This window comes from Streptomyces sp. 6-11-2, from assembly GCF_006540305.1.
GTDB lineage: Bacteria > Actinomycetota > Actinomycetes > Streptomycetales > Streptomycetaceae > Streptomyces.
Genome location: NZ_BJOR01000001.1, coordinates 5,102,774 through 5,123,899 on the forward strand (window position 1 = coordinate 5,102,774; position 21,126 = coordinate 5,123,899).

At 71.9% G+C, this 21,126-nt stretch carries 16 protein-coding genes; 8 read left to right on the forward strand and 8 right to left on the reverse strand.

The features are described 5' to 3' along the window. Nucleotides 1–15: 15 nt before the first annotated feature. The 3 genes from TNCT6_RS22495 to panB all read right to left on the reverse strand — a co-directional run bounded on the left by TNCT6_RS22495 (nucleotide 16) and on the right by panB (nucleotide 2,925). Nucleotides 16–846, reverse strand: coding sequence for an ABC transporter permease (locus TNCT6_RS22495; RefSeq protein WP_141361456.1), 831 nt, complete (start codon nucleotides 844–846; stop codon nucleotides 16–18). After that, nucleotides 843–1,868, reverse strand: coding sequence for an ATP-binding cassette domain-containing protein (locus TNCT6_RS22500; RefSeq protein WP_172632987.1), 1,026 nt, complete (start codon nucleotides 1,866–1,868; stop codon nucleotides 843–845). Before TNCT6_RS22500 ends, TNCT6_RS22495 begins: the two co-directional genes overlap by 4 nt. 190 nt (nucleotides 1,869–2,058) lie before the next feature. Beyond that, complete coding sequence (panB, locus tag TNCT6_RS22505; RefSeq protein WP_141361460.1) at nucleotides 2,059–2,925, reverse strand: 3-methyl-2-oxobutanoate hydroxymethyltransferase; 867 nt, start codon at nucleotides 2,923–2,925, stop codon at nucleotides 2,059–2,061. Nucleotides 2,926–3,116: 191 nt separating this feature from the next. Here panB and TNCT6_RS22510 point away from each other — a divergent pair, with 191 nt between their 5' ends. From TNCT6_RS22510 to TNCT6_RS22525, 4 genes are all read left to right on the forward strand, one after another. After that, complete coding sequence (locus tag TNCT6_RS22510; RefSeq protein ID WP_172632988.1) at nucleotides 3,117–4,715, forward strand: MFS transporter; 1,599 nt, start codon at nucleotides 3,117–3,119, stop codon at nucleotides 4,713–4,715. A gap of 121 nt (nucleotides 4,716–4,836) precedes the next feature. Next, nucleotides 4,837–5,463 carry a TetR/AcrR family transcriptional regulator gene (locus TNCT6_RS22515; protein ID WP_141361462.1) on the forward strand — a complete coding sequence of 209 codons (627 nt, stop codon included), beginning with the start codon at nucleotides 4,837–4,839 and terminating at the stop codon, nucleotides 5,461–5,463. A 176-nt stretch (nucleotides 5,464–5,639) separates the two neighbouring features. Next, nucleotides 5,640–6,695 (forward strand): endonuclease/exonuclease/phosphatase family protein, encoded by a 1,056-nt coding sequence (locus TNCT6_RS22520; protein WP_141361464.1) that lies wholly within the window; start codon nucleotides 5,640–5,642, stop codon nucleotides 6,693–6,695. A 110-nt stretch (nucleotides 6,696–6,805) separates the two neighbouring features. Further along, nucleotides 6,806–8,119, forward strand: a complete 1,314-nt coding sequence (locus TNCT6_RS22525) for an MFS transporter (RefSeq protein WP_141361466.1) — start codon at nucleotides 6,806–6,808, stop codon at nucleotides 8,117–8,119. 49 nt (nucleotides 8,120–8,168) lie between these two features. Here the strand turns inward: TNCT6_RS22525 and TNCT6_RS22530 are convergent, their stop codons facing one another. Beyond that, nucleotides 8,169–9,923: an NAD+ synthase gene (locus TNCT6_RS22530; protein WP_172632989.1), complete on the reverse strand. Its 1,755-nt coding sequence runs from the start codon at nucleotides 9,921–9,923 to the stop codon at nucleotides 8,169–8,171. A 438-nt stretch (nucleotides 9,924–10,361) separates the two neighbouring features. On the opposite strand from TNCT6_RS22530, the gene TNCT6_RS22535 reads away from it, so the two are divergent. Continuing rightward, a complete protein-coding gene (locus tag TNCT6_RS22535) occupies nucleotides 10,362–10,658 on the forward strand; it encodes a hypothetical protein (protein WP_141361468.1) in 297 nt (98 codons plus the stop codon). Between the two features lie 7 nt (nucleotides 10,659–10,665). Here TNCT6_RS22535 and TNCT6_RS22540 read toward each other — a convergent pair whose 3' ends face one another. The 3 genes from TNCT6_RS22540 to TNCT6_RS22550 form a co-directional block, all read right to left on the reverse strand. Next, on the reverse strand, nucleotides 10,666–12,600 hold the full coding sequence (locus TNCT6_RS22540) for a protease pro-enzyme activation domain-containing protein (RefSeq protein WP_141361470.1): 1,935 nt from the start codon (nucleotides 12,598–12,600) through the stop codon (nucleotides 10,666–10,668). Between the two features lie 283 nt (nucleotides 12,601–12,883). Beyond that, nucleotides 12,884–13,516 carry a DUF305 domain-containing protein gene (locus TNCT6_RS22545; RefSeq protein ID WP_141361472.1) on the reverse strand — a complete coding sequence of 211 codons (633 nt, stop codon included), beginning with the start codon at nucleotides 13,514–13,516 and terminating at the stop codon, nucleotides 12,884–12,886. Then, the gene (locus TNCT6_RS22550) at nucleotides 13,513–14,187 is read right to left on the reverse strand and encodes a DUF3105 domain-containing protein (RefSeq protein WP_141361474.1); all 675 of its coding nucleotides are present in this window, start codon (nucleotides 14,185–14,187) and stop codon (nucleotides 13,513–13,515) included. Before TNCT6_RS22550 ends, TNCT6_RS22545 begins: the two co-directional genes overlap by 4 nt. A gap of 153 nt (nucleotides 14,188–14,340) precedes the next feature. Here TNCT6_RS22550 and TNCT6_RS22555 point away from each other — a divergent pair, with 153 nt between their 5' ends. Continuing rightward, complete coding sequence (locus TNCT6_RS22555) at nucleotides 14,341–14,784, forward strand: Rrf2 family transcriptional regulator (protein WP_141361476.1); 444 nt, start codon at nucleotides 14,341–14,343, stop codon at nucleotides 14,782–14,784. Nucleotides 14,785–14,899: 115 nt separating this feature from the next. Here the strand turns inward: TNCT6_RS22555 and TNCT6_RS22560 are convergent, their stop codons facing one another. After that, complete coding sequence (locus TNCT6_RS22560; protein ID WP_141361478.1) at nucleotides 14,900–16,111, reverse strand: globin domain-containing protein; 1,212 nt, start codon at nucleotides 16,109–16,111, stop codon at nucleotides 14,900–14,902. 329 nt (nucleotides 16,112–16,440) lie between these two features. Here TNCT6_RS22560 and glnA point away from each other — a divergent pair, with 329 nt between their 5' ends. Both glnA and TNCT6_RS22570 read left to right on the forward strand, forming a co-directional pair. After that, nucleotides 16,441–17,802 (forward strand): type I glutamate--ammonia ligase, encoded by a 1,362-nt coding sequence (glnA, locus tag TNCT6_RS22565; protein WP_141361480.1) that lies wholly within the window; start codon nucleotides 16,441–16,443, stop codon nucleotides 17,800–17,802. Nucleotides 17,803–18,093: 291 nt separating this feature from the next. Next, on the forward strand, nucleotides 18,094–21,090 hold the full coding sequence (locus tag TNCT6_RS22570) for a bifunctional [glutamine synthetase] adenylyltransferase/[glutamine synthetase]-adenylyl-L-tyrosine phosphorylase (protein ID WP_141361482.1): 2,997 nt from the start codon (nucleotides 18,094–18,096) through the stop codon (nucleotides 21,088–21,090). Nucleotides 21,091–21,126: the final 36 nt, after the last annotated feature.

The following is a 21,126-nucleotide window of genomic DNA, read 5'->3' on the forward strand; positions in this document are numbered from 1 at the left end:
CGCGAGGCCGTGCGGTCAGCTCTTGGTGCGGAACTTGTGGATCGCCACCGGCGCCATCACCGCCGTGATCCCCGCCGACCAGGCCAGCGTCAACCACAGGCTGTGCGCCACCGGGCCGCCCACCATCAGCCCGCGGGCGCTGTCCGCGAGGGCGGACAGCGGGTTGTACTCGGTGAAGTTCCGCAGCCAGCCCGGCATCGTCCCGGGCGGGGCGAAGATGGACGAGCCGAACTGCAGCGGCATCAGCACCAGGAAGCCCATCGCCTGCACGGACTGGGCGTTCTTCATCACCACGCCGAGCGTGAGGAACACCCACATCAGCGCCGAGCCGAACACCGCCGACAGCCCCACGGCGGCGAACAGGCCGGGCCAGTTCTCGATCTCGAAGCCCACGAGGACGCCGACGACCAGCAGGACGGCCGTCGCGATCATCATCCGCAGCAGCTCCACCGAGATCTTGGCGAACAGCACCGAGCCGCGCCCGATCGGCAGGGACCGGAAGCGGTCCATGACACCGGAGTTGAAGTCCTGGTTGAAGCCGGTGCCCACGCTCTGGGCCAGGTTCATCCCCATCATGGCCATCAGGCCGGGCACGATGTACTGCACGTACTGCTGCTGCCCGCCGCCCAGCGACTGCCCGATCGAGCCGCCGAAGACGTACACGAACAGCAGAGTGAAGATCACCGGGAACAGGATCGCGTCGAACATCGACTCCGGGTCCTGCCGGATCCACAGCAGGTTGCGGCGGACCAGCGCGCCGGTGTGCCGCAGATGGCTGCGCAGCGGGATCCGGGCGTCGGCCTTGAGGCCGGGGGAGCCCAGCGGGGTCGTGGTGACGGCGCTCATACGGCGACCTCTTCGCGGGTGTCGGCGGGCACGGTGTCCTGCGGGGCACTGGCGCGGTGGCCGGTGAGGGACAGGAACACCTCGTCCAGGCTGGGCAGTTCGGTGGTGATGGAGGTGATCGTGATACCGCGCGCGGTGACCGCGCCGACCACGGCGGTCAGCTGCTCGTCGCTGAGGACCGGCACGAGCAGGGAGCCGGTCGCGGTGTCGACGGTCGTCGCGGCGAGCCCGGTGATGCCCAGCTCATCGAGCATCCCGGCCAGCGGGCGCACTTCGAGCGGGTCGGCCGGCTTCACGCGCAGGGTGCGCCCGCCGACCTTCGCCTTCAGCTCCTCGATGCCGCCGCCCGCGACGACCTTGCCGCGGTCGACGACGGTCAGCTCGGAGGCGAGCTGTTCGGCCTCCTCCATGTACTGGGTGGTCAGCAGCACGGTGACCCCGTCGCCGACCATCGCCTTGACCTCGGTCCACACCTCGTTGCGGGTGCGGGGGTCGAGGCCCGTGGTCGGCTCGTCCAGGAACAGGACGGCGGGCCGCCCGATCATCGAGGCGGCGAGGTCGAGCCGCCGCCGCATGCCGCCGGAGTAGGTGCGGGCCGGCCGCCGCGCGGCCTCGGTGAGCGAGAACCGCTCCAGCAGCTCGTCGGCGCGGGCGCGGGCCTCCTTGCGCGGCAGGTCGAGGAGCCGGCCGATCAGGTAGAGGTTCTCCCAGCCGGGGAGCTTCTCGTCCACGGAGGCGTACTGTCCGGTCAGTCCGATGACCCGGCGCAGCTGCCGGGGCTGGCGGACGACGTCGTAGCCGGCCACGGTGGCCTGTCCTGCGTCCGGGGCGAGCAGGGTGGACAGGATGCGTACGAGGGTGGTCTTGCCGGCTCCGTTCGGCCCGAGCACGCCCATCACGGTGCCCTCGCGCACGTTCAGGTCCACGCCGTCCAGCGCCTTGGTCTCGCCGTAGTGCTTGACCAGCCCCCGCACGGTCACGGCGTTCGGCACGCCGCCGGGGTTGTCGTCGATTCGCGTCATGCCCCGAACGGTGCCAGCCCCCACCGACAAACCACCGACAGCCCACCGACAGACGGCTGACCGGCACCTGTCGGGCACGGTAAGTCCCTCCAGCCGCAACCCCGGGCCACCGTCCGGGAAACCGGCAGCCCCCGCCGACGGGGGAAGATCGGCGGGGGCTGCCCTGGTACCGCGATGGCTCAACCGGAGGTCAGTGCACCGAGTGCTCCTCCAGGGGGAACGTCCCGCCCACCACATCCTCCGCGAAGGCCTTGGCCGCGTTGCCCATGACCTCGCGCAGGTCGGCGTACTTCTTGACGAACTTCGGCACGCGCCCGCCGGTCAGCCCGAGCATGTCGGTCCACACCAGCACCTGCGCGTCCGTCTCGGGACCGGCGCCGATGCCGACCGTCGGGATGTGCAGCACCCGGGTCACCTCGGCGGCCAGTTCGGCCGGCACCAGCTCCAGGACCACCGCGAACGCGCCCGCGTCCTGAACGGCCTTCGCGTCCCGCAGCAGTTGCTGCGCCGCCTCCTCGCCGCGGCCCTGGACGCGGTAACCCATGGCGTTGACGGACTGCGGGGTCAGGCCGATGTGGGCCATGACCGGGATGCCGGACTCCACCAGGAGCCGGATCTGTTCGTGGGAACGCTCGCCGCCCTCCAGCTTCACCGCGCCGACGCCCGCCTCCTTCACCAGCCGGGTCGCCGAGCGCAGCGCCTGCACCGGGCCCTCCTGGTAGGAGCCGAAGGGGAGGTCGCCGACGATCAGGGCGCGGCGGGTGCCGCGGACGACCGCTGCCGACAGCATGGTCATCTCGTCGAGCGTGACGGGCACGGTCGTCTCGTAGCCGAGATGGCAGTTGCCCGCGGAGTCGCCGACCAGCATCACCGGGATGCCGGCCTCGTCGAAGACGGACGCGGTCATCGCGTCGTAGGCGGTGAGCATGGGCCACTTCTCGCCGCGTTCCTTGGCGAGGGAGATGTCGCGAACAGTGATGCGGCGGGTGCCCTTACCTCCGTACAGCGCCTTGCTGCCGTCGGAGGGCTTGTTGTGGGCAGCCGAAAGCTGCGTCATGACAACGGCTCCTTCAGTCATCTCGGGGCGCCCTTACGGCGTCCCCGGATCCCTCTCATGGTGGCACCTCGTGCCGGACGCGGCCAGAGGAGCCCCGTGTGCGCAACGTCTCGGCACAGAGGGCGTAAGATCTGGGTAAAGGATTCCGATACGAGACGGTCTCGTATCGGAAGTGCCCTACGCTCGGCGCCATGACTAATCCTGCCGACCGTGCCGCCCACGGCCCCCGGGTTCCGGAAGCGGTGCACCGCCGCCGTTGGGCGATTCTCGGCGTGTTGATGCTGAGCCTGCTGATAGTGGTGCTCGACAACTCGATCCTGAACGTCGCGATCAAGACCATCTCGACCCCCGCCCCGACCGGCCTGGGCGCCACACAGAGCGAGCTGGAGTGGGCGATCAACGCCTACACCCTCGTCTTCGCGGGCCTGTTGTTCACCTCGGGCCTGGTCGGCGACCGCATCGGACGCAAGAAGGTCCTGATCGGCGGCCTCGTCGTGTTCGGCGCCGGTTCCGCGCTGGCCGCCGAGTCCGGCTCGCCGGGCCAACTCATCGCCTTCCGCGCCGTGATGGCTCTCGGCGCCGCCTTCGTCATGCCGGCCACCCTGGCCGTCCTGATGAACGTGTTCGAGCGCGAGGAGCAGCCCAAGGCCATCGGCATCTGGGCGGGCGGCGTCGGCCTGGCCATCGCGATCGGTCCGATCACCGGCGGTCTGCTCCTGGACCACTTCTGGTGGGGCTCGGTCTTCCTGGTCAACGTTCCCATCGTCATCCTCGCGGTCGCGCTGATGCTGTGGCTGGTGCCCGACTCCCGCGACCCGCGGCCCGGCCGACTCGACCCGATCGGCGTGGTGCTGTCCGTCGTCGGTCTGGTCCTGCTCGTCTACGGCATCATCCGGGGCGGCGAGCTCGCCGACTTCACCAACGCGACCGTGCTGTCGACGATCGTGGCGGGCCTGCTCGTCCTCGCGGCCTTCGTGGTCCACGAAAAGCGCAGCGACCACCCGTCCCTGGACGTCACGTACTTCAAGAACAAGGTCTTCTCGGCCGCCATGACCGCCATCGCTCTGGTCTTCTTCGCGCTGATGGGCGTGACGTTCTTCGGCGTCTTCTACACCCAGAGCGTGCGCGGCTACTCGCCGCTGGAGTCCGGTGTGCTGATGCTGCCGCTCGCCGTCGCGCAGCTGATCTTCGCGCCGCGGGCCCGGCTGGTCGTCGACCGCTTCGGCAACAAGGCCACCACCACGGGCGGACTGATCCTGCTCGCCGCCATGCTGGCCGCCTTCGCCGGCTTCGAGGCCGACACGCCGATCTGGCTGCTGGAGGTCGTCTTCTTCCTCATGGGCACCGGCATGGCGCACATCATGACGCCGACCAGCGTCGTCATCATGCAGGCGCTGCCCCGCGAGAAGGCCGGCTCGGCCTCCGCGCTCAGCAACACCTTCCGCCAGGTCGGCGGCGCCCTCGGCATCGCCGTCCTCGGCTCGGTGCTCTCGACGGCGTACCGCAACGACATCGAGGGCAAGCTCGGCCTGCTGCCGGCCGGACTGCGGGACAAGGCCGGCGAGTCCATCGAGGCCACCCTCGGTGTCGCGGCCAAGCTCGGTCCGCAGGGCAAGGCCCTGATCGGCCCGGCCAACGACGCCTTCCTGCACGCCATGCACGTCACCGCGCTGTGCGGCACCGTGGTCGCGCTCGTCGGCGCGGTCGTGGTGGCCGTGTTCCTGCCGGGCAAGGAGGCTCTGCCGCAGAAGGGCGAGGAGGAAGAGGAACTGGTGGCGGCGGTGGAGTAGCCGCGGCACGGGGGCCACGCGGCGACGGGGGACTGCCGGCCGGAGGAGGCCGTCGGTGGGGTGAACCCACCGGCGACCGCCCGATAGGACAATCTCCCTGTACGACGAAAGGACGGCCCACGTGAGCCTTGCCGACAGCCACGCCGCTGCCGACGCCCCCGTGCGGGGGCGCCCCCGCAGCGAAGCGGTGGAACGCGCCATCGTGGAGGGCGTGATGAAGCTGCTGGAGGACGGCGTGCCGCTGGCCGAACTCTCCATAGAACGCATCGCCCGCACCGCGGGCGTCGGCAAGGCCACCATCTACCGGCGCTGGAGCGGCAAGGAGGAGCTGTTCGTCGACGTCGTACGCGCCGCCGAGCCCCCCGACCCCGATCTGCCGGGCACCTCCATGCGCGACGACCTCGTGGCCATCCTCGAACAGCTGCGCCGCCGCGGCCTGGTGAGCCGCAGCTCGCTCATCCTGCACAACGTCTACGCCCAGATGAAGAGCAGCCCGAAGATCTGGTGCGCCTACCACGCGACCGTGGTCGAGCCGCGGCGCAGACTCCAGGTGGAGGTCCTGCGCCGCGGGCAGCGCGACGGCGAACTGCGCCGGGACATCGACGTCGACCTGCTCGGCGACCTCTTCGTCGGCCCCATGCTGGTGCGCACCGTGATGCGCCCCGACGCCGGCCTGCCCGAGGGTCTGTCGGAGCAGATAGTGGACGCGGTGCTCGAAGGGCTACGGCCTGTCAGTTCTCCGCGCTGATGTGCGCGTTTCGTCACAGACAGGGCTGTGGGCGGCGCAACCGGAACTCCGCGCGCCGACTTCTTCGTCATCCTGCCCGTACGGCCGTCGAGGACGGCGGGAACGGTGCCGATCATCCCCTAGGGTCGTAGAACACGGGGGTGAACGGTGTGCACGGCAGGCAGTGAGGCGACGGTATGGCGCGACAGGCGTACGTGACGGAGACGGCGGGCGGCTCGGGGCCCGAGCGCCCAGGAGACCGGCTCCGGCGCCTGGCGCACGGCTTCTCCGACGGCCGGCGCGGCGACGCGCGGTTGTGGCGCCGGGGCCTCCTCATCGCCGCGCTCGCGGTCGTCCTCGCCCTGGTGATGCTGACGCACGCGCAGATCCCCAACCGGATCGGCAACCTCGGCAGTCTCACCGAGACCTTCCTGCCGTGGGCGGGCCTGTTCGTACCGGTGCTGCTGGTACTGGCCCTGGTGCGCAGGTCGCCGATCGCGCTGATCGCCGTGCTGCTGCCCGGGATCGTCTGGCTCAACCAGTTCGGCGGCCTGCTCACCGACAAGACGGGCACCGGTGGCGAACTGACGGTCGCCACGCACAACGTCAACGCCGACAACCCCGACCCGTCCGGCACCGCCCGCGATCTGGCCGCCTCCGGTGCCCAGGTGCTCGCCCTGGAGGAGCTGAAGACGTCCGCGCTCCCGGTCTACGAGCGGACGCTCGCGCCGGCGTACCGGTACCACACGGTGCAGGGCACGGTCGGGCTGTGGAGCAAGTACCCGATCAGCGGCGTCCGCTCCGTCGACATCAAGCTGGGCTGGACACGCGCCCTGCGCGCCACCGTGGGGACGCCCGAGGGGCCCGTCGCTGTGTACGTGGCCCACATGCCCTCGGTGCGGGTGAAGCTGAACGCCGGCTTCACCGCCGCGCAGCGCGACGAGAGCGCGGACGCGCTGGGCGAGGCGATCGCCGGTGAGCAACTGCCCCGGGTGGTCCTGCTCGGCGATCTGAACGGCACCATGAACGACCGCTCGCTCAACGCCGTCACCTCCCAGATGCGCTCCACCCAGGGCGCCGCGGGCAGCGGCTTCGGGTTCAGCTGGCCGGCGTCGTTCCCGATGGCGCGGATCGACCAGATCATGGTCAGGGGAGTGGAGCCGGTGAGCTCCTGGACCCTGCCGCGTACGGGCAGCGACCATCTGCCGGTGGCCGCGCGTGTGAACGTCACCACATCGGCAACCGGGTCTTAACCTGTTGGAATACTGGGCCTGAGACGCTTTGTTCCGTCTCCGAACATAAGCGGATCTCCGCGGTACGGGAACTCCTGCCCCGCCCGCTTCGAAGCTCTGAAAGGCCCTCCATGCCCCTGGCTGTGCTCGCCCTCGCCGTGGGCGCCTTCGGCATCGGTACCACCGAGTTCGTCATCATGGGGCTGCTCCCCGACGTCGCCGACGACCTGCACGTCTCGATCCCCGCCGCCGGGCACCTGGTCTCGGCGTACGCGCTGGGTGTCGTCATCGGCGCTCCGCTGCTGGCCGCCGTCACCTCGCGGCTGCCCCGCCGGCACGTCCTGATCGGCCTCATGGCCCTGTTCGTCGTCGGCAACGCGCTGTCCGCCCTCGCCCCCGGCTACGACTGGCTGCTGGCCGCCCGCTTCCTCAGCGGACTGCCGCACGGCGCCTTCTTCGGTGTGGGCGCCGTCGTCGCGGCGACCATGGTGCCGCCGGAGCGCAGGGCCCGCTCGGTGTCCCTGATGATGCTCGGCCTGACCCTGGCGAACGTCGTCGGTGTCCCGGCCGCCACGCTCATGGGCCAGCGCCTCGGCTGGCGGGTGACCTTCCTCGCGGTCAGCGTGATCGGGGTCGCCGCGATAGCGTCCCTCGTCCTGCTGGTCCCGCGCGACCGCGGCCACGCCCCCGCGGCCGGACTGCGCCGCGAACTGGCCGCCCTGCGCTCCCTCCCGGTCTGGCTGGCCCTGCTGACGACCGTGGCGGGCTTCGGCGCGCTGTTCTCGGCGTACAGCTACATCACGCCGATGCTCACCGGCTCCGCCGGGTACGCCGAGGCCGGAGTGACGCTGCTGCTGGCCCTGTTCGGGGTGGGCGCGACCGTCGGCAACCTGCTGGGCGGGCGCCTGGCCGACCACTCGACGCGGGGCACGCTGTTCGGCGGTCTCACCGCGCTGGCGGTCGTGCTGGCGCTGTTCCCGCTGCTGATGCGGACCGAGTGGAGCGCGGCCCTCGCGGTGGCCCTGCTGGGCACGGCGGCGTTCGTCACCGGTTCGCCGCTCCAGCTCATGGTCATGGAGAAGGCGTCCACGGCCCCGTCCCTGGCCTCCGCGGCCAACCAGGCCGCGTTCAACCTGGCGAACGCGGGCGGCGCCTGGATCGGCGGGCTGGCGCTCGCCGCGGGCCTCGGCGTGACCTCGCCGGCGCTCGCGGGGGCCGTCCTCGCGGTGCTGGGCCTCACGGTGGCCGGCCTGGCGTACCGGGTGGACCTGCGGCGGGCGGGTGCCGCGACCGCCGGTGCCGTGCGGGCGGGGCGGGAGCGCGTGGTCGCCTCGCACATGCCGTCCACAGCCCGTACGGGGGTCCCTTCCCGTGCGACGAGCACGGGGGAACTCCGGGACGAAGCCGTCCGGGCCGAGGGCGGTGCGGGTGGTCCGGGGGCCTAGCCCCGGGGGACCCGCACGCCCCCGTACCCCCCTGTACAGGACCCGGCGTCTACGCCGACTCCCGCCAGCCGTTCGTGATCGGCAGGCGCCGGTCCTTCCCGAAGCCCTTCGCGGAGATCTTCGTGCCCGGCGGGTACTGGCGCCGCTTGTACTCGGCCGTGTCGACCATGCGGAGCGTCTTCGTGACCAGCTCGCGGTCGTATCCGGCCGCGACGATCAGGTCGGCGCCCTTGTCCTGGTCGACGTAGAGCTCCAGGATCGCGTCCAGCACCGGGTAGTCCGGGAGCGAGTCGGTGTCGACCTGGCCGGGGCGCAGCTCCGCGCTCGGCGGCTTGGCGAGGGAGTTCTCCGGGATCGGCGGGACCTCGCCCCGCTCGGCCGCGGCCCGGTTGCGCCACTCGGCCAGCCGGAAGACCGACGTCTTGTACACGTCCTTGATCGGGCCGTACGCGCCCACCGAGTCGCCGTACAGCGTCGAGTAGCCCACCGCCAGCTCCGACTTGTTGCCGGGCGCGAGGACGATGTGGCCCTCCTGGTTGGAGACCGCCATCAGCAGCGTGCCGCGCAGCCGGGACTGGAGGTTCTCCTCGGCCAGGCCCGTCAGGCCCAGGGAGCCCATGTACGCGTCGAACATCGGGGCGATCGGGACGGTGCGGAAGTTGAGGCCGGTGCGCCGTGCCAGCTCCGCGGCGTCGTCCTTGGAGTGCTCCGAGGAGTACTTGGACGGCATGGAGACGCCGTACACGTTCTCCGCGCCCACCGCGTCGCAGGCGATCGCCGCGACCAGCGCGGAGTCGATGCCGCCGGACAGGCCGATCAGCACGGAGCGGAAGCCGTTCTTCCGCACGTACGCGCGCAGGCCCACGACCAGTGCCGTGTAGACCTCCTCGTCGTCGTCCATGCGCGCGGCGTACCCGCCGGCCGGCTCCGGCTCGTAGGCCGGCAGCGGCTCCTCGGACAGCACCGTCCGGTCGATGCGCAGACCGTCGTCGACCACGCCCGTGGGCGCCTTCACCGAGGCCGCCGGCAGATCCAGGTCCAGCACCATGAGGTCCTCGGCGAACTGCGGCGCCCGCGCGACCACCTCGCCGTCCGGGGCGACCACGATCGAGTCGCCGTCGAAGACCAGCTCGTCCTGCCCGCCGGTCATGGCGAGGTAGGCGAGGGTGCAGCCGGCCTCCTGGGCCCGCTTGCGGACCAGGTCGAGGCGGGCGTCGTCCTTCAGACGCTCGTACGGCGAGGCGTTGATCGAGACCAGCAGCCCGGCGCCCGCGCTGCGCGCGGCCGGCACCCTTCCGCCGTCCTGCCACAGGTCCTCGCAGATGGCGAGCGCGACGTCGACGCCGTGCACCCGCAGGACCGGCATGGTGTCGCCGGGGACGAAGTAGCGGAACTCGTCGAAGACGCCGTAGTTCGGCAGGTGGTGCTTGGCGAAGCTCAGCACCACCTCGCCGCGGTGCAGCACCGCCGCCGCGTTCTGCGGAGCGCCGGCCGGCATGCCGTACTTCGGCTGGGCGGTCTCACCGCGGTCGAGGTAGCCGACGAGCACCGGCAGCTCCCCGAGGCCCTCCGCGGCGAGCCGGGCGGCGAGGGCGCGCAGCGCGGCGCGCGACGCCTTCACGAAGGACGACCTGAGGGCCAGGTCCTCGACGGGGTACCCGGTCAACGCCATCTCCGGGAACACCGCGAGATGCGCTCCGCGCTCGGCGGACTCCCGGGCCCGGCGGACGATCGCCTCGGAGTTCCCGGCGAGGTCTCCGACGCGCGAGTCGATCTGGTTCAGGGCGAGACGTAGTTGAGGCACGCGCCCAGTGTAATCGTCAAAGCGACGCGATGGCCGGGCGCGGAGGTGTGGGCCACCCCACGCCGCCCGTGCCCACGCGGGGCCGGGGATCGCCGCGGCGGACCGTGCGCCGAAGACCGAGCGGCGTGGCGGCCTGGCAACGGGCCGCCACGCCGCTCCCGCGTTCCCGCCGGCACCCCCGGCCTTGCCACGACGCGGGCGGACCACCCGCGCGGGCCCGCCGTGAGCCCGTCAGGCGTGTCCGGCGTGCGCACCGCTCACGTGAACGCCACCCACTGTGCCCAGGCGCCCGCAGGAACCGGTCAAGCTGTGACGTATTACCGCCAATGTCTAGCCGGCCGCGACGGGCGGCCGTGCGGCGCCTTGAGCCGTCCGCCTTCCTGCGGTCCGTCCGCCGGCCGGCCGTGGGCCCTGGCCGGCAGGGGTTCGCTCGTGGGTGTGACCGTGCCGCCCCGTGCGCTCGCGCCGGTTGTCCGGGTGCCCGTTCTCGCCGCCCTGCGGCGGTCGTGGACGCTGCCGTCCGGCCTGCCGGGCGCCGCGCTCGCCGCCGACCACCCGCGCCGGGGCGCGCCCCGGCGGGAGCGGGCGCTCGCCGTGGTCCTGGGCGGCGCGTTCCGGTCGAGCGCACCCGCCGGCCACCTGCTCGTGCTCGACCGCCCCGGGGACGTCGCCGCCGTGCCGCACGCGTGCGTGCGCCCGCTCCTCCCGGAGGAGAGGCGGGCGCACGGCCGCTGACCTGGTGTCAGCGGCGGTAGGACTCCACGTAACCGTTCGCGGGGGAGCCGACGCCGGTGACGGTGTCGTAGCCCTTGACCGCCTTGAGCGAGCTGTCCTTGCCGAGGCTGCGGACGGAGACGCTCAGGCCGTCCGCGGCGTCGACGCCGTTGACGTAGTCGACCCGCGCGACCGCGAGGTCCTTGCCGGTCGGCTGGTCCACCACGTCGTGGTACACCTTCGAGCCGTACTTGGCGTAGATCGCCGGGTTGGCGAAGCCGATCGCCTTGCCGCCGCGGGCCTCCTGGGCGAGCGCCTGGACGGCCGCGATGACCGGCGCGGCCAGCGAGGTGCCGCCGATGCGGTACTCGCTGTACTGCTCCTTGCCGTTCGGGAAGGTCTGCGTCTGGCCCACCAGGAAGCCGGTGTTCGGGTCGGCGATCGCCGCGATGTCCGGGACGACGCGGTTGCCGGCCTTGTTGTTGGCCGTGGCCAGTGCCTTCGGCACCACGTTCTTCTGGTACGACGGCTGCGCCACGGTCCGGCTGGTGCCGCCGCCCGCGCCCGAGGTGAACGCGCCGGGGAAGCCCGCCCAGCTCTTGCCGTCCTTGGACAGCGAGGCCTTCTGGGTGCCCCAGCCGGTCTCCCACAGGTACTTGTGGCCCTTGCCTACGGCCAGCGAGGTACCGCCGACGGCGGTCACCCACGCCGAGTTGGCCGGGGTGTCGACCTGCTTCGTACCGGTGTTGGCGACCTCGTCGCCGTCGTCGCCGGAGGAGAAGTAGAAGCCGATGCCCTCGACCGCGCCGAACTGGAAGACCTGGTCGTAGGCCGCCGCGACGTCCGGCGTCTCGTTGGCCTCGATGTCGCCCCAGGAGTTGGAGACGATGTCGGCCAGGTGGTTGTCGACGATCTTGCTCAGCGAGTCGAGCAGATCGTCGTCGTAGCAGGACGCGGCGCCCACGTAGACGACGTTCGCGTCCGGCGCGACCGCGTGCACGGCCTCGACGTCGAGGGTCTCCTCGCCGTACCAGCCGGCCGCCCCGCACTCCTCGGTGTCCGTGTAGCCGGCCGGAAGCACCTGGCGCAACTGGCCGGTCTTCCAGGGCTTGTCGCCGTTCTTCTTCGCGTAGCCGGCCGCGTCGAAGGCGATGGTCGGCGAGGCGTACGCGTCGGTGATGGCGATGCGGACGCCCTTGCCGGTGTACTTGCCGGCGCCGTAGGCGGACCGCAGCTCCTTGCCGGTGTAGCCCTTGACGGCGTACGGGACCTTCTGGCCGTACGCGGAGGGCAGCGTGCTCGCCACGTTCGAGCCGTAGTACGTGGAGAACGGCCCGGCGTTCTTGAACACGTCGTCCGGCGGCGGCAGCTGGTCCTTGTGCTTCGCCTTGTGCGGCGCGTTGTCCAGGCCGGTGACGGTCAGGACGGCGCCGTTCAGGGAGGCCGGCACCGAGGCCGTCCGCGCCGGGGCGCGGTAGGTCTTCGACCCCTTGGCGAAGTTGTGCAGCTGGGTGCCGAACGCCTTCTCGGCGGCGGCGACGTCACCGGAGACGGCGACGTAGTGCGCCGTCATGGAGGTGACCTTCAGCCCCGACGACGCCAGCCACGACTTCACGGCGGCCACCTGGGCCTTCGTCGCGCCGAAGCGCGCCTGTGCCTCCTGGGCGCTCAGGTACTTGCCGTACGAGGCCGAGGACGGGTCGGACACCACCGCGGCGTACTGGGCGAGGCCGGCGGCGTCCCGTCCGGCCAGGTAGACCCGGGCGTGGACCTGGGCGCTGTCCGAGGTGGCGCCCTTGTCCGCCGTGGCCGTCGCCCAGACGGGCCTGGTGCCCGCGAGCGCGCTGCGGCCCGGGTTGTCCGCGGCGTGCGCGGGTATGCCGAGCGCCAGTGCGCCGGCGAGCAGCGGCAGAGTCGCCGCCATGCTCAGTCCGGCGCGCGCTGTGGCACGGTTGGATCTCATAGAACCCCCTGCGATGCGTTCGCATGTGACGCAATGAGTGGTCGGTCCTCGCGCGATCCGGCGCAGAGCCCGCGGCGGTAAGGGTCTTTCGTTTGGATCACACGATCGGGGCCACTCTTCCCGATGAACCGTTCATGTCAGGGGAATGTGAAGGCCAAGAGAAACCCAAGGAACCGCCAGGGGCGGCGAATTGCGGCTTTCGTCCCCGGCCGCCGGGGAGTCGGGCGGAAGGGGTGTCCAGGTCGCGAAGGGGGGCGTCCGGGTTACGAAAGGGGCATCCGAGTCATGAACGGGGCGCCGCGCCACGCTCCTTGAGCATGTCGGCCATCAACCGCATCTCCGACCGCTGCGATTCGACCATGCCTCGCGCGAGCCTCTTCTCCACACCCACCGTGCAGCGGGCGACACAGCCCCCGGCCATGTGGACGCCACCCTTGTGATGGTCCGTCATCAGCTGGAGGTAGAACACCTCGGCCTGCCTGCCGCCGAGTTCGCCGAGCCTGCGCATCTCGGAGTTGGTCGCCATGCCGGGCATCAGCGCGCCGTCCTGGCCGGCGGGCATGTCGCCCATGCCCATCCACGTCATCGGCGGGTCCGCCGACACCTTCGGCAGCTCCCACAGGTCGAGCCAGCCCAGCAGCATGCCCCGCTGGTTGGCCTGCGTCTGCGCGATGTCGTAGGCGAGGCGGCGCACTTCGGTGTCCGTCGTACGGTCGCGCACGATGAACGACATCTCGACGGCCTGCTGGTGGTGGACCGCCATGTCCCGGGCGAAGCCGGCGTCCGCGGAGCCGGCGGCGGGCGCCTCCACGGTGTGGCGCGCCCCGCCGCTGTCCTCGGCGACCGCGTACGTGATCGCCCCCGTCGCGACCAGCGCGGCCGCCGCGGCCCCGGCGATCAGCCCGATGTGCCTCAACGGTCCAGTCCGCCCGTGCAGGTGGCACCCGGCTCGGGCGTCTGCGGCCCCTGGACGAACTCGGCGAGGAACTTGTCCACTTGCGGGTCCTTCGCGCTCGTCACCGTGCGCTGGTGCGCCCAGGCGGACAGCGTGAGGGGGTCCTTCTGGTCCTCGACCGGGCTCATCAGCGTGTACGGCGTCTTCCTCACCTTCGCCGCGAGCGCGGCCACGTCCGCCTTGGACGCCTTGCTGTTGTACGTCACCCAGACGGCGCCGTGCTCCAGCGCGTGGACGGCACTTTCGTTCTTCACCGGTTCGGTGTACACGTCGCCGTTGCAGTTCTGCCAGACCGGGTTGTGGTCGCCGCCGACCGGGGGCTCCATCGGATAGGTCACCGGGGCGGTGGTGTGGTTGCGCTCCAGCGTGCCCTTCCAGGTCCGTACGCCGTCCGCGCGGGTGACGAAGTGCCCGCCGTCACCGCCCTTCCCCTCGCTCGCCGCGGCCGGCGCGGCGTCCGAGGACCCCGAGTTCAGGAGCACCACGCCGCCGGTGACCAGCCCGGCCACGACGACCACGCTCGCGGCCACCATGAGCAGCCGCGTGCGCCGCTCCCGGGCGCGCTGCGCCCGGCGCATCTCCTCGGTGCGGGCCTTGTGCTGTCCGGTGCCGGTCGGGTGCGCGGAGTCCATGGCGGAGTCCTTCGTGGGGGCAGGGGCGGGCGGGTGTGACGTGCGGGCGGCCGTGCGTGCCCGAGGGGCCCGCTGATCGTAGTGGGACCGGAGCGCCCTCCGGGAGACCGCCGATAAGTTGAACGGCGGATGCGCATTATCTACCCTGTCCGCATGCGGCTGCTGCGTTCCACCGACATGGCGCTGCGCGTCCTGATGCGGCTCGCGGTCGCCGGCGAGTCGAGCCCCACGACCCGGGAGGTCGCGGGCGACATGGGCGTGCCGTACACGCATACCGCGAAGGTCGTCGCCGAGCTCCAGCACCGCGGTCTGCTCGCGGCCCGCCGCGGCCGCGGCGGCGGACTGACGCTCACCGAAGCGGGCCGCGACGCCTCGGTCGGCGCCCTCGTACGCGCCCTGGAGGGCGAGGGCGACGTGGCCGACTGCGAGGGCAGCATCCCCTGCCCGCTCAGCTCCGACTGCCGCCTGCGCGGCGCCCTGCGGCGCGCCCAGGAGGCCTTCTACGCCGCGCTCGACCCCTTCACGGTCGCCGACATGGTCGCGGCGCCGACGGGACCGCTGCTGCTGGGGCTGCCCGCCATGCGGCCGCCCACCTGAGCGCGGGGCACGCACGGCCGGCCCCGGGGAGACCCGGAAGGACGACCACACCGGAAGGCCGGCCGAGACGGTGCACACCGCCTCGGCCGGCCTTCGGAGCCATCGGCCCGATCGGTCAGGCGGCCGGCTGGGCCAGCCACAGGTCCGGGCCGAAGACCTCGTAGTGGATGTCGGCCGGGGACACGCCCTTGCCGATCAGCTGCTCACGCACCGCCCGCATGAAGGGCAGCGGGCCGCACAGGTACGCGCGCGTGCCGGCCCGGACGTCGACGTCGCCGAGGTCGACCAGGCCGGGCCGCCCGGCGCCTGCCGCGTCGTCGTCGGCATCGGCGTCGTACCGCTCGTAGAAGAAGACCGTTTGCGTGTCCGGCAGCTTGGCCGTGTACGCCTGGTGGTCGGAGCGGAGCGCGTGCGCGGCGGGGGAGCGGTCGGCGTGGACCACGGTCACCGGGGCGCTGTGGCCGGTCAGGGCGAGCTGCTCCAGCATGGCGATCATCGGGGTGACGCCGATGCCCGCGGAGGCGAGCAGCAGCGGCGCCCCGGTCTCCTCCAGGACGAGGTCGCCGTACGGGGCGGACAGCTGGAGGACGTCTCCCACGCGCACGTGTGCGTGCAGGTGGTGGGAGACCTCCCCGTCGGGCGTCGTGGCGTCGCCGGCCACCCGCTTGACGGCGAACTGCCGCACCGGCGATCCGGGGCCCGCGGTCAGGCTGTACTGGCGGATCTGGCGGGCCCCGTCCGGGAGCTCGACGCCGACCGAGACGTACTGGCCGGCGCGGTAGCCGGGCACCGGGGCGTCGTCGACGGGGCGCAGCTTGAAGGTGGCCACGTCCGCGGTCTCCTCGATCCGCTCGACGACCTCCCACTCCCGCCAGCCGCGCTGCTCGCTCTGCTCGTACAGGCGCTTCTCGATGGCGATGAGGGCGTTGGCCATCAGCCAGTAGACCTCGGTCCAGGCGGCGGCGACCTCCGGGGTCACCGCCTCGCCGAGCACCTCGGCGATGGCCGCGAACAGGTGCTCGTGGACGACCGGGTACTGCTCCGGTGCCACTCCCAGGGACGCGTGCTTGTGGGCGATGCGCTGGAGCATCAGGTCGGGGCGCTGGTCCGGGTTCTCCACCAGGTGGGTGGCGAAGGCGGCGATGGAGCCGGCCAGGGCCTGCCGCTGCGTGCCGGCGGCCTGGTTGCCGCGGTTGAACAGATCGCGCAGCAGCTCGGGGTGGGCGTCGAACAGTCTGGCGTAGAAGCGCTCGGTGATCTGGCCGATGGCCGCGCCGACGGCGGGGAGGGTGGCGCGGACGGTGGCTGCTGACTGCTCGGACAGCATCGTGACTCCTCGATGACTCGATCGGATGGGCTCGATCGCTCGACTGATCGAAACGGTATTGAAACTTGCATTTGAGATGCAAATTATGGAGGCGTGTCCTCGGTCACGTGGGTGACGGTTCGGCCATTACGGATGACGGTGCGAGCGGGCAAGATGGGCGGCAGAGCGGTACGCCTGCGGTACGCGGGGCGAGAGCCCTCGCGCGACGGCCGGGTGACGGGCTCCGCAACACGGGCGAAACGCGGCCGTGGTGGGATGCTCAGGTGCCCGACGGTCTCCCGTGACACCGAATACAGGCGGCCTGACCAGCAAGGATGGGGAAGCGGAAGATGGACAAGCAGCAGGAGTTCGTGCTCCGGACGTTGGAGGAGCGCGACATCCGGTTCGTACGCCTGTGGTTCACGGACGTGCTCGGCTTCCTCAAGTCCGTGGCCGTCGCGCCCGCCGAACTGGAACAGGCCTTCGACGAGGGCATCGGCTTCGACGGCTCCGCCATCGAGGGCTTCGCCCGGGTCTACGAGTCCGACATGATCGCCAAGCCCGACCCGTCCACCTTCCAGATCCTGCCCTGGCGCGCCGAGGCCCCCGGTACGGCCCGCATGTTCTGCGACATCCTCATGCCGGACGGCTCCCCCTCCTTCGCCGACCCGCGCTACGTCCTCAAGCGCGCCCTGGCCCGCACCTCCGACCTCGGCTTCACCTTCTACACCCACCCCGAGATCGAGTTCTTCCTGCTCAAGAACCGCCCGCTGGACGGTTCCCGCCCCACGCCCGCGGACAACTCCGGCTACTTCGACCACACCCCGCAGGCCATCGGCATGGACTTCCGCCGGCAGGCGATCACCATGCTGGAGTCGATGGGCATCTCGGTGGAGTTCTCCCACCACGAGGGCGCCCCGGGCCAGCAGGAGATCGACCTGCGCTACGCCGACGCCCTGTCCACCGCGGACAACATCATGACGTTCCGCCTGGTCATGAAGCAGGTCGCGCTCGAGCAGGGCCTCCAGGCCACGTTCATGCCCAAGCCCTTCTCGGAGTTCCCCGGCTCCGGCATGCACTCGCACCTGTCGCTGTTCGAAGGTGACCGGAACGCCTTCTACGAGTCCGGCGCCGAGTACCAGCTCTCGAAGGTGGGCCGTTCCTTCATCGCGGGCCTCCTCCGCCACGCCGCCGAGATCTCCGCGGTCACCAACCAGTGGGTCAACTCCTACAAGCGCATCTGGGGCGGCTCCGAGCGGACCGCGGGCGCGGGCGGCGAGGCCCCCTCGTACATCTGCTGGGGCCACAACAACCGCTCGGCCCTGGTCCGCGTCCCGATGTACAAGCCCGGCAAGACCGGCTCCGCCCGCGTGGAGGTCCGCTCCCTCGACTCCGGCGCGAACCCCTATCTGGCCTACGCCGTGCTCCTGGCCGCCGGTCTGAAGGGCATCGAGGAGGGCTACGAGCTCCCGCCGGGCGCCGAGGACGACGTCTGGGCCCTGTCCAACGCCGAACGCCGCGCGATGGGCATCGAACCGCTCCCGCAGAACCTCGGCGAGGCCCTGACCCTGATGGAGAACAGCGACCTGGTCGCCGACACCCTCGGCGAGCACGTCTTCGACTTCTTCCTCCGCAACAAGCGCGCCGAGTGGCACGAGTACCGCTCGGAGGTCACGGCCTTCGAACTGAAGAAGCATCTGCCGGTGCTGTAGGCGCAGGTCAGGGCTGGTTTCCGCTGATTCGGCGGACGGGGCCGACGGTCACGGAACCGTCGGCCCCGCGACGTCTCTTCCTGACGTTCACGGCCCCGTGGGGTATGCGTGATGTCGAGTGGAATCCCCGAAGAAGCACCTGTCGGTGCTCCAGGGCCCCCAGTGCGTAAGGGGTGACAGGCGGTGCGTCCGCTCTCCGACCGCGCGGAAAGCGGGACCGGCGTCAGGGCTCCGGCCCGGGAGTCCGGATAGGCTCTGGCCAGGACGGGCTTGATCCGACGGGAGGCCGGGATGACGGCGCCGGGGCGCAGGAGCAGTACCTTCACGCGGCTGCTGCGGCACGGCTTCATCCATGCCTCGGACGCCGAGCGGCTGCTGGACGGGCCGGACCTCGCGCCGCTCCGGGACGATCCGGTGCTGCTGGAGGCGCTGGGCGCCACCGCCGACCCGGATCTCGCGCTGGGCGGGCTGGTCCGGCTGCTGGAGGCGCAGCCGGAGTCCAAGGCCCGCCGCGAGCTGCTCGACACGCTGATAGCGGCCAAACCGCTGCGCGACCGGCTGCTCGGTGTGCTCGGCGCCTCCACCGCGCTCGGTGACCACCTCGCCCGGCACGCGGGCGACTGGCGGGCGCTGGTCACCTACGAGCCGCGCGACCTGCACCCGGGGGTCGAGGAGTTCGAGCACGGGCTCGCCGACGCCGGCGACCCGGTCGGACTCCGCGTCGCCTACCGGCGCTGCCTGCTGTCCATCGCCGCCCGCGACGTGTGCGGCACCACGGATGTCGCCGAGACCGCAGCCGAGCTCGCCGACCTCGCCACCGCCACCCTGCGCGCCGCGCTCCGGCTCGCGCGGGCCGCCGCGCCCGAGGACGACGCGCTGTGCCGGCTCGCGGTGATCGCGATGGGCAAGTGTGGCGGCCACGAACTCAACTACGTCTCCGACGTCGACGTGATCTTCGTCGGTGAGGCCGCGGACGGCGCCGACGAGGTCAAGGCCCTGCGCGCCGCGACCCGGCTCGCCTCGCACATGATGCGGATCTGCTCCGAGACGACCGTGGAGGGCTCGATCTGGCCGGTCGACGCCAACCTGCGGCCCGAGGGCCGCAACGGGCCGCTGGTGCGCACCCTCAGCAGCCATGTCGCCTACTACCAGCGGTGGGCCAAGACCTGGGAGTTCCAGGCGCTGCTCAAGGCCCGCCCGGTGGCCGGCGACCTGGAACTGGGCGGGCAGTACATCGCCGCGCTCGACCCGCTGGTCTGGCAGGCCGCCGAGCGCGAGAACTTCGTCGCCGACGTGCAGAAGATGCGCCGCCGCGTGGTCGAGACCATCCCCGTGGCCGAGGTCGAGCGCGAGCTGAAGCTCGGGCCGGGCGGCCTGCGCGACGTCGAATTCGCCGTGCAGCTGCTTCAGTTGGTGCACGGGCGGACCGACCCGTCGCTGCGCAGCGGCTCCACCCTGGACGCGTTGCAGGCGCTGGCCGCCGGAGGGTACGTCGGCCGAGTGGACGCCGTGCAACTCGACGACGCCTACCGGTTCCTGCGCTCCCTGGAGCACCGCATCCAGCTGTTCCGGCTGCGGCGCACCCACCTCGTCCCCGAGGACGAGGCCGATCTGCGCCGGCTCGGACGGTCGCTCGGCCTGCGCAGCGACCCGATCACCGAGCTGACCCGCGAGTGGAAACGGCACACCAGCGTCGTACGCCGGCTGCACGAGAAGCTGTTCTACCGGCCGTTGCTCGACGCGGTCGCCCAACTCGCTCCTGGCGAGGCCCGGTTGAGGCCGGAAGCCGCGCGGGAGCGGCTGGTCGCGCTCGGGTACGCCGACCCGGCGGCCGCGCTGCGGCATCTGGAGGCGCTGGCCTCCGGCGTCACCAGGAAGTCGGCCATCCAGCGGACCCTGCTGCCCGTGCTGCTGGGGTGGTTCGCGGACTCCGCCGATCCGGACGCCGGGCTGCTGAACTTCCGCAAGGTGTCGGACGCGCTCGGCAAGACGCCCTGGTATCTGCGGCTGCTGCGGGACGAGGGTGCCGCCGCCGAGAACCTCGCCCGGGTGCTGTCGGCCGGGCGGCTCGCGCCCGACCTGCTGATGCGCGCGCCCGAGGCCGTGGCACTGCTGGGCAACGGTGACGCGGGCGGCCTCGAACCGCGCGGCCGCGCCCAGCTGGAGCAGGAGGTCCTCGCCGCCGTCCGCCGCGCCGAGACCCCCGAGCAGGGCGTCACGGCGGCGCGCGGCGTACGGCGGCGGGAGCTGTTCCGTACCGCCGCCGCCGACATCGTCGGCTCCTACGGCACCGAGACCCGGCCCGCCGAGGCCGATCAGGGCGCGCTCGTGGACCAGGTGGGCGGCGCGGTGTCCGACCTGACGGCGGCGACGCTGGCCGGGACCCTGCGGGCGGTCGTGCGCAAGGGATGGGGGGACACCCTGCCGACCCGGTTCGCGATCATCGGCATGGGGCGCTTCGGCGGGCACGAGCTGGGCTACGGCTCGGACGCGGACGTGCTGTTCGTGCACGAGCCGTGGGAGGGCGCCGACGAGCGGGAGGCCGCCGAGGCCGCGGCCCGGGTGGTCGCCGAGACGCGGCGGCTGCTCCAGATCCCGAGCGCGGATCCGCCGCTCCTGGTCGACGCGGATCTGCGGCCCGAGGGGAAGTCCGGGCCGCTGGTGCGGACGCTCAAGTCGTACGAGGCGTACTACCGGCGGTGGTCGCTGGTGTGGGAGTCCCAGGCGCTGCTGCGGGCCGAGCCGGTGGCCGGGGACGAGGACCTGGGGCGGCGGTTCATCGAGCTGATCGACCCGTTGCGGTATCCGCGCGGCGGGCTGCGCGACGACGCGGTGCGGGAGATCCGGCGGCTGAAGGCCCGGATGGAGTCCGAGCGGCTGCCGCGCGGCACCGACCCCAAGCTGCACACCAAACTGGGGCCGGGCGGGCTGTCCGACGTGGAGTGGACCGTGCAGATGCTCCAGATGCGGCACGCGGCGGGGGAGGCGTCGCTGCGGACCACGCGGACGCGGGAGGCGCTGGCGGCGGCACGGGAGGCGGGACTGGTGTCCCCGGAGGACGCCTCCACGCTCGACGAGGCGTGGGTGCTGGCCACGCGGGTGCGCAACGCGGTGATGCTGGTGCGGGGCCGGGCGGGGGACACGTTCCCCACCGAGTCGCGGGAACTGGCCGCGGTGGGACGGTACCTGGGATACGGGCCGGGGCACGCGGGCGACATGCTCGACGCGTACCGGCGGACGGCACGCCGGGCCCGGTCGGTCATGGAGGAGCTGTTCTACGGTTCGTGAGACGGCCGGCCCGGCGACACCGCCGCGGAGCCAGGC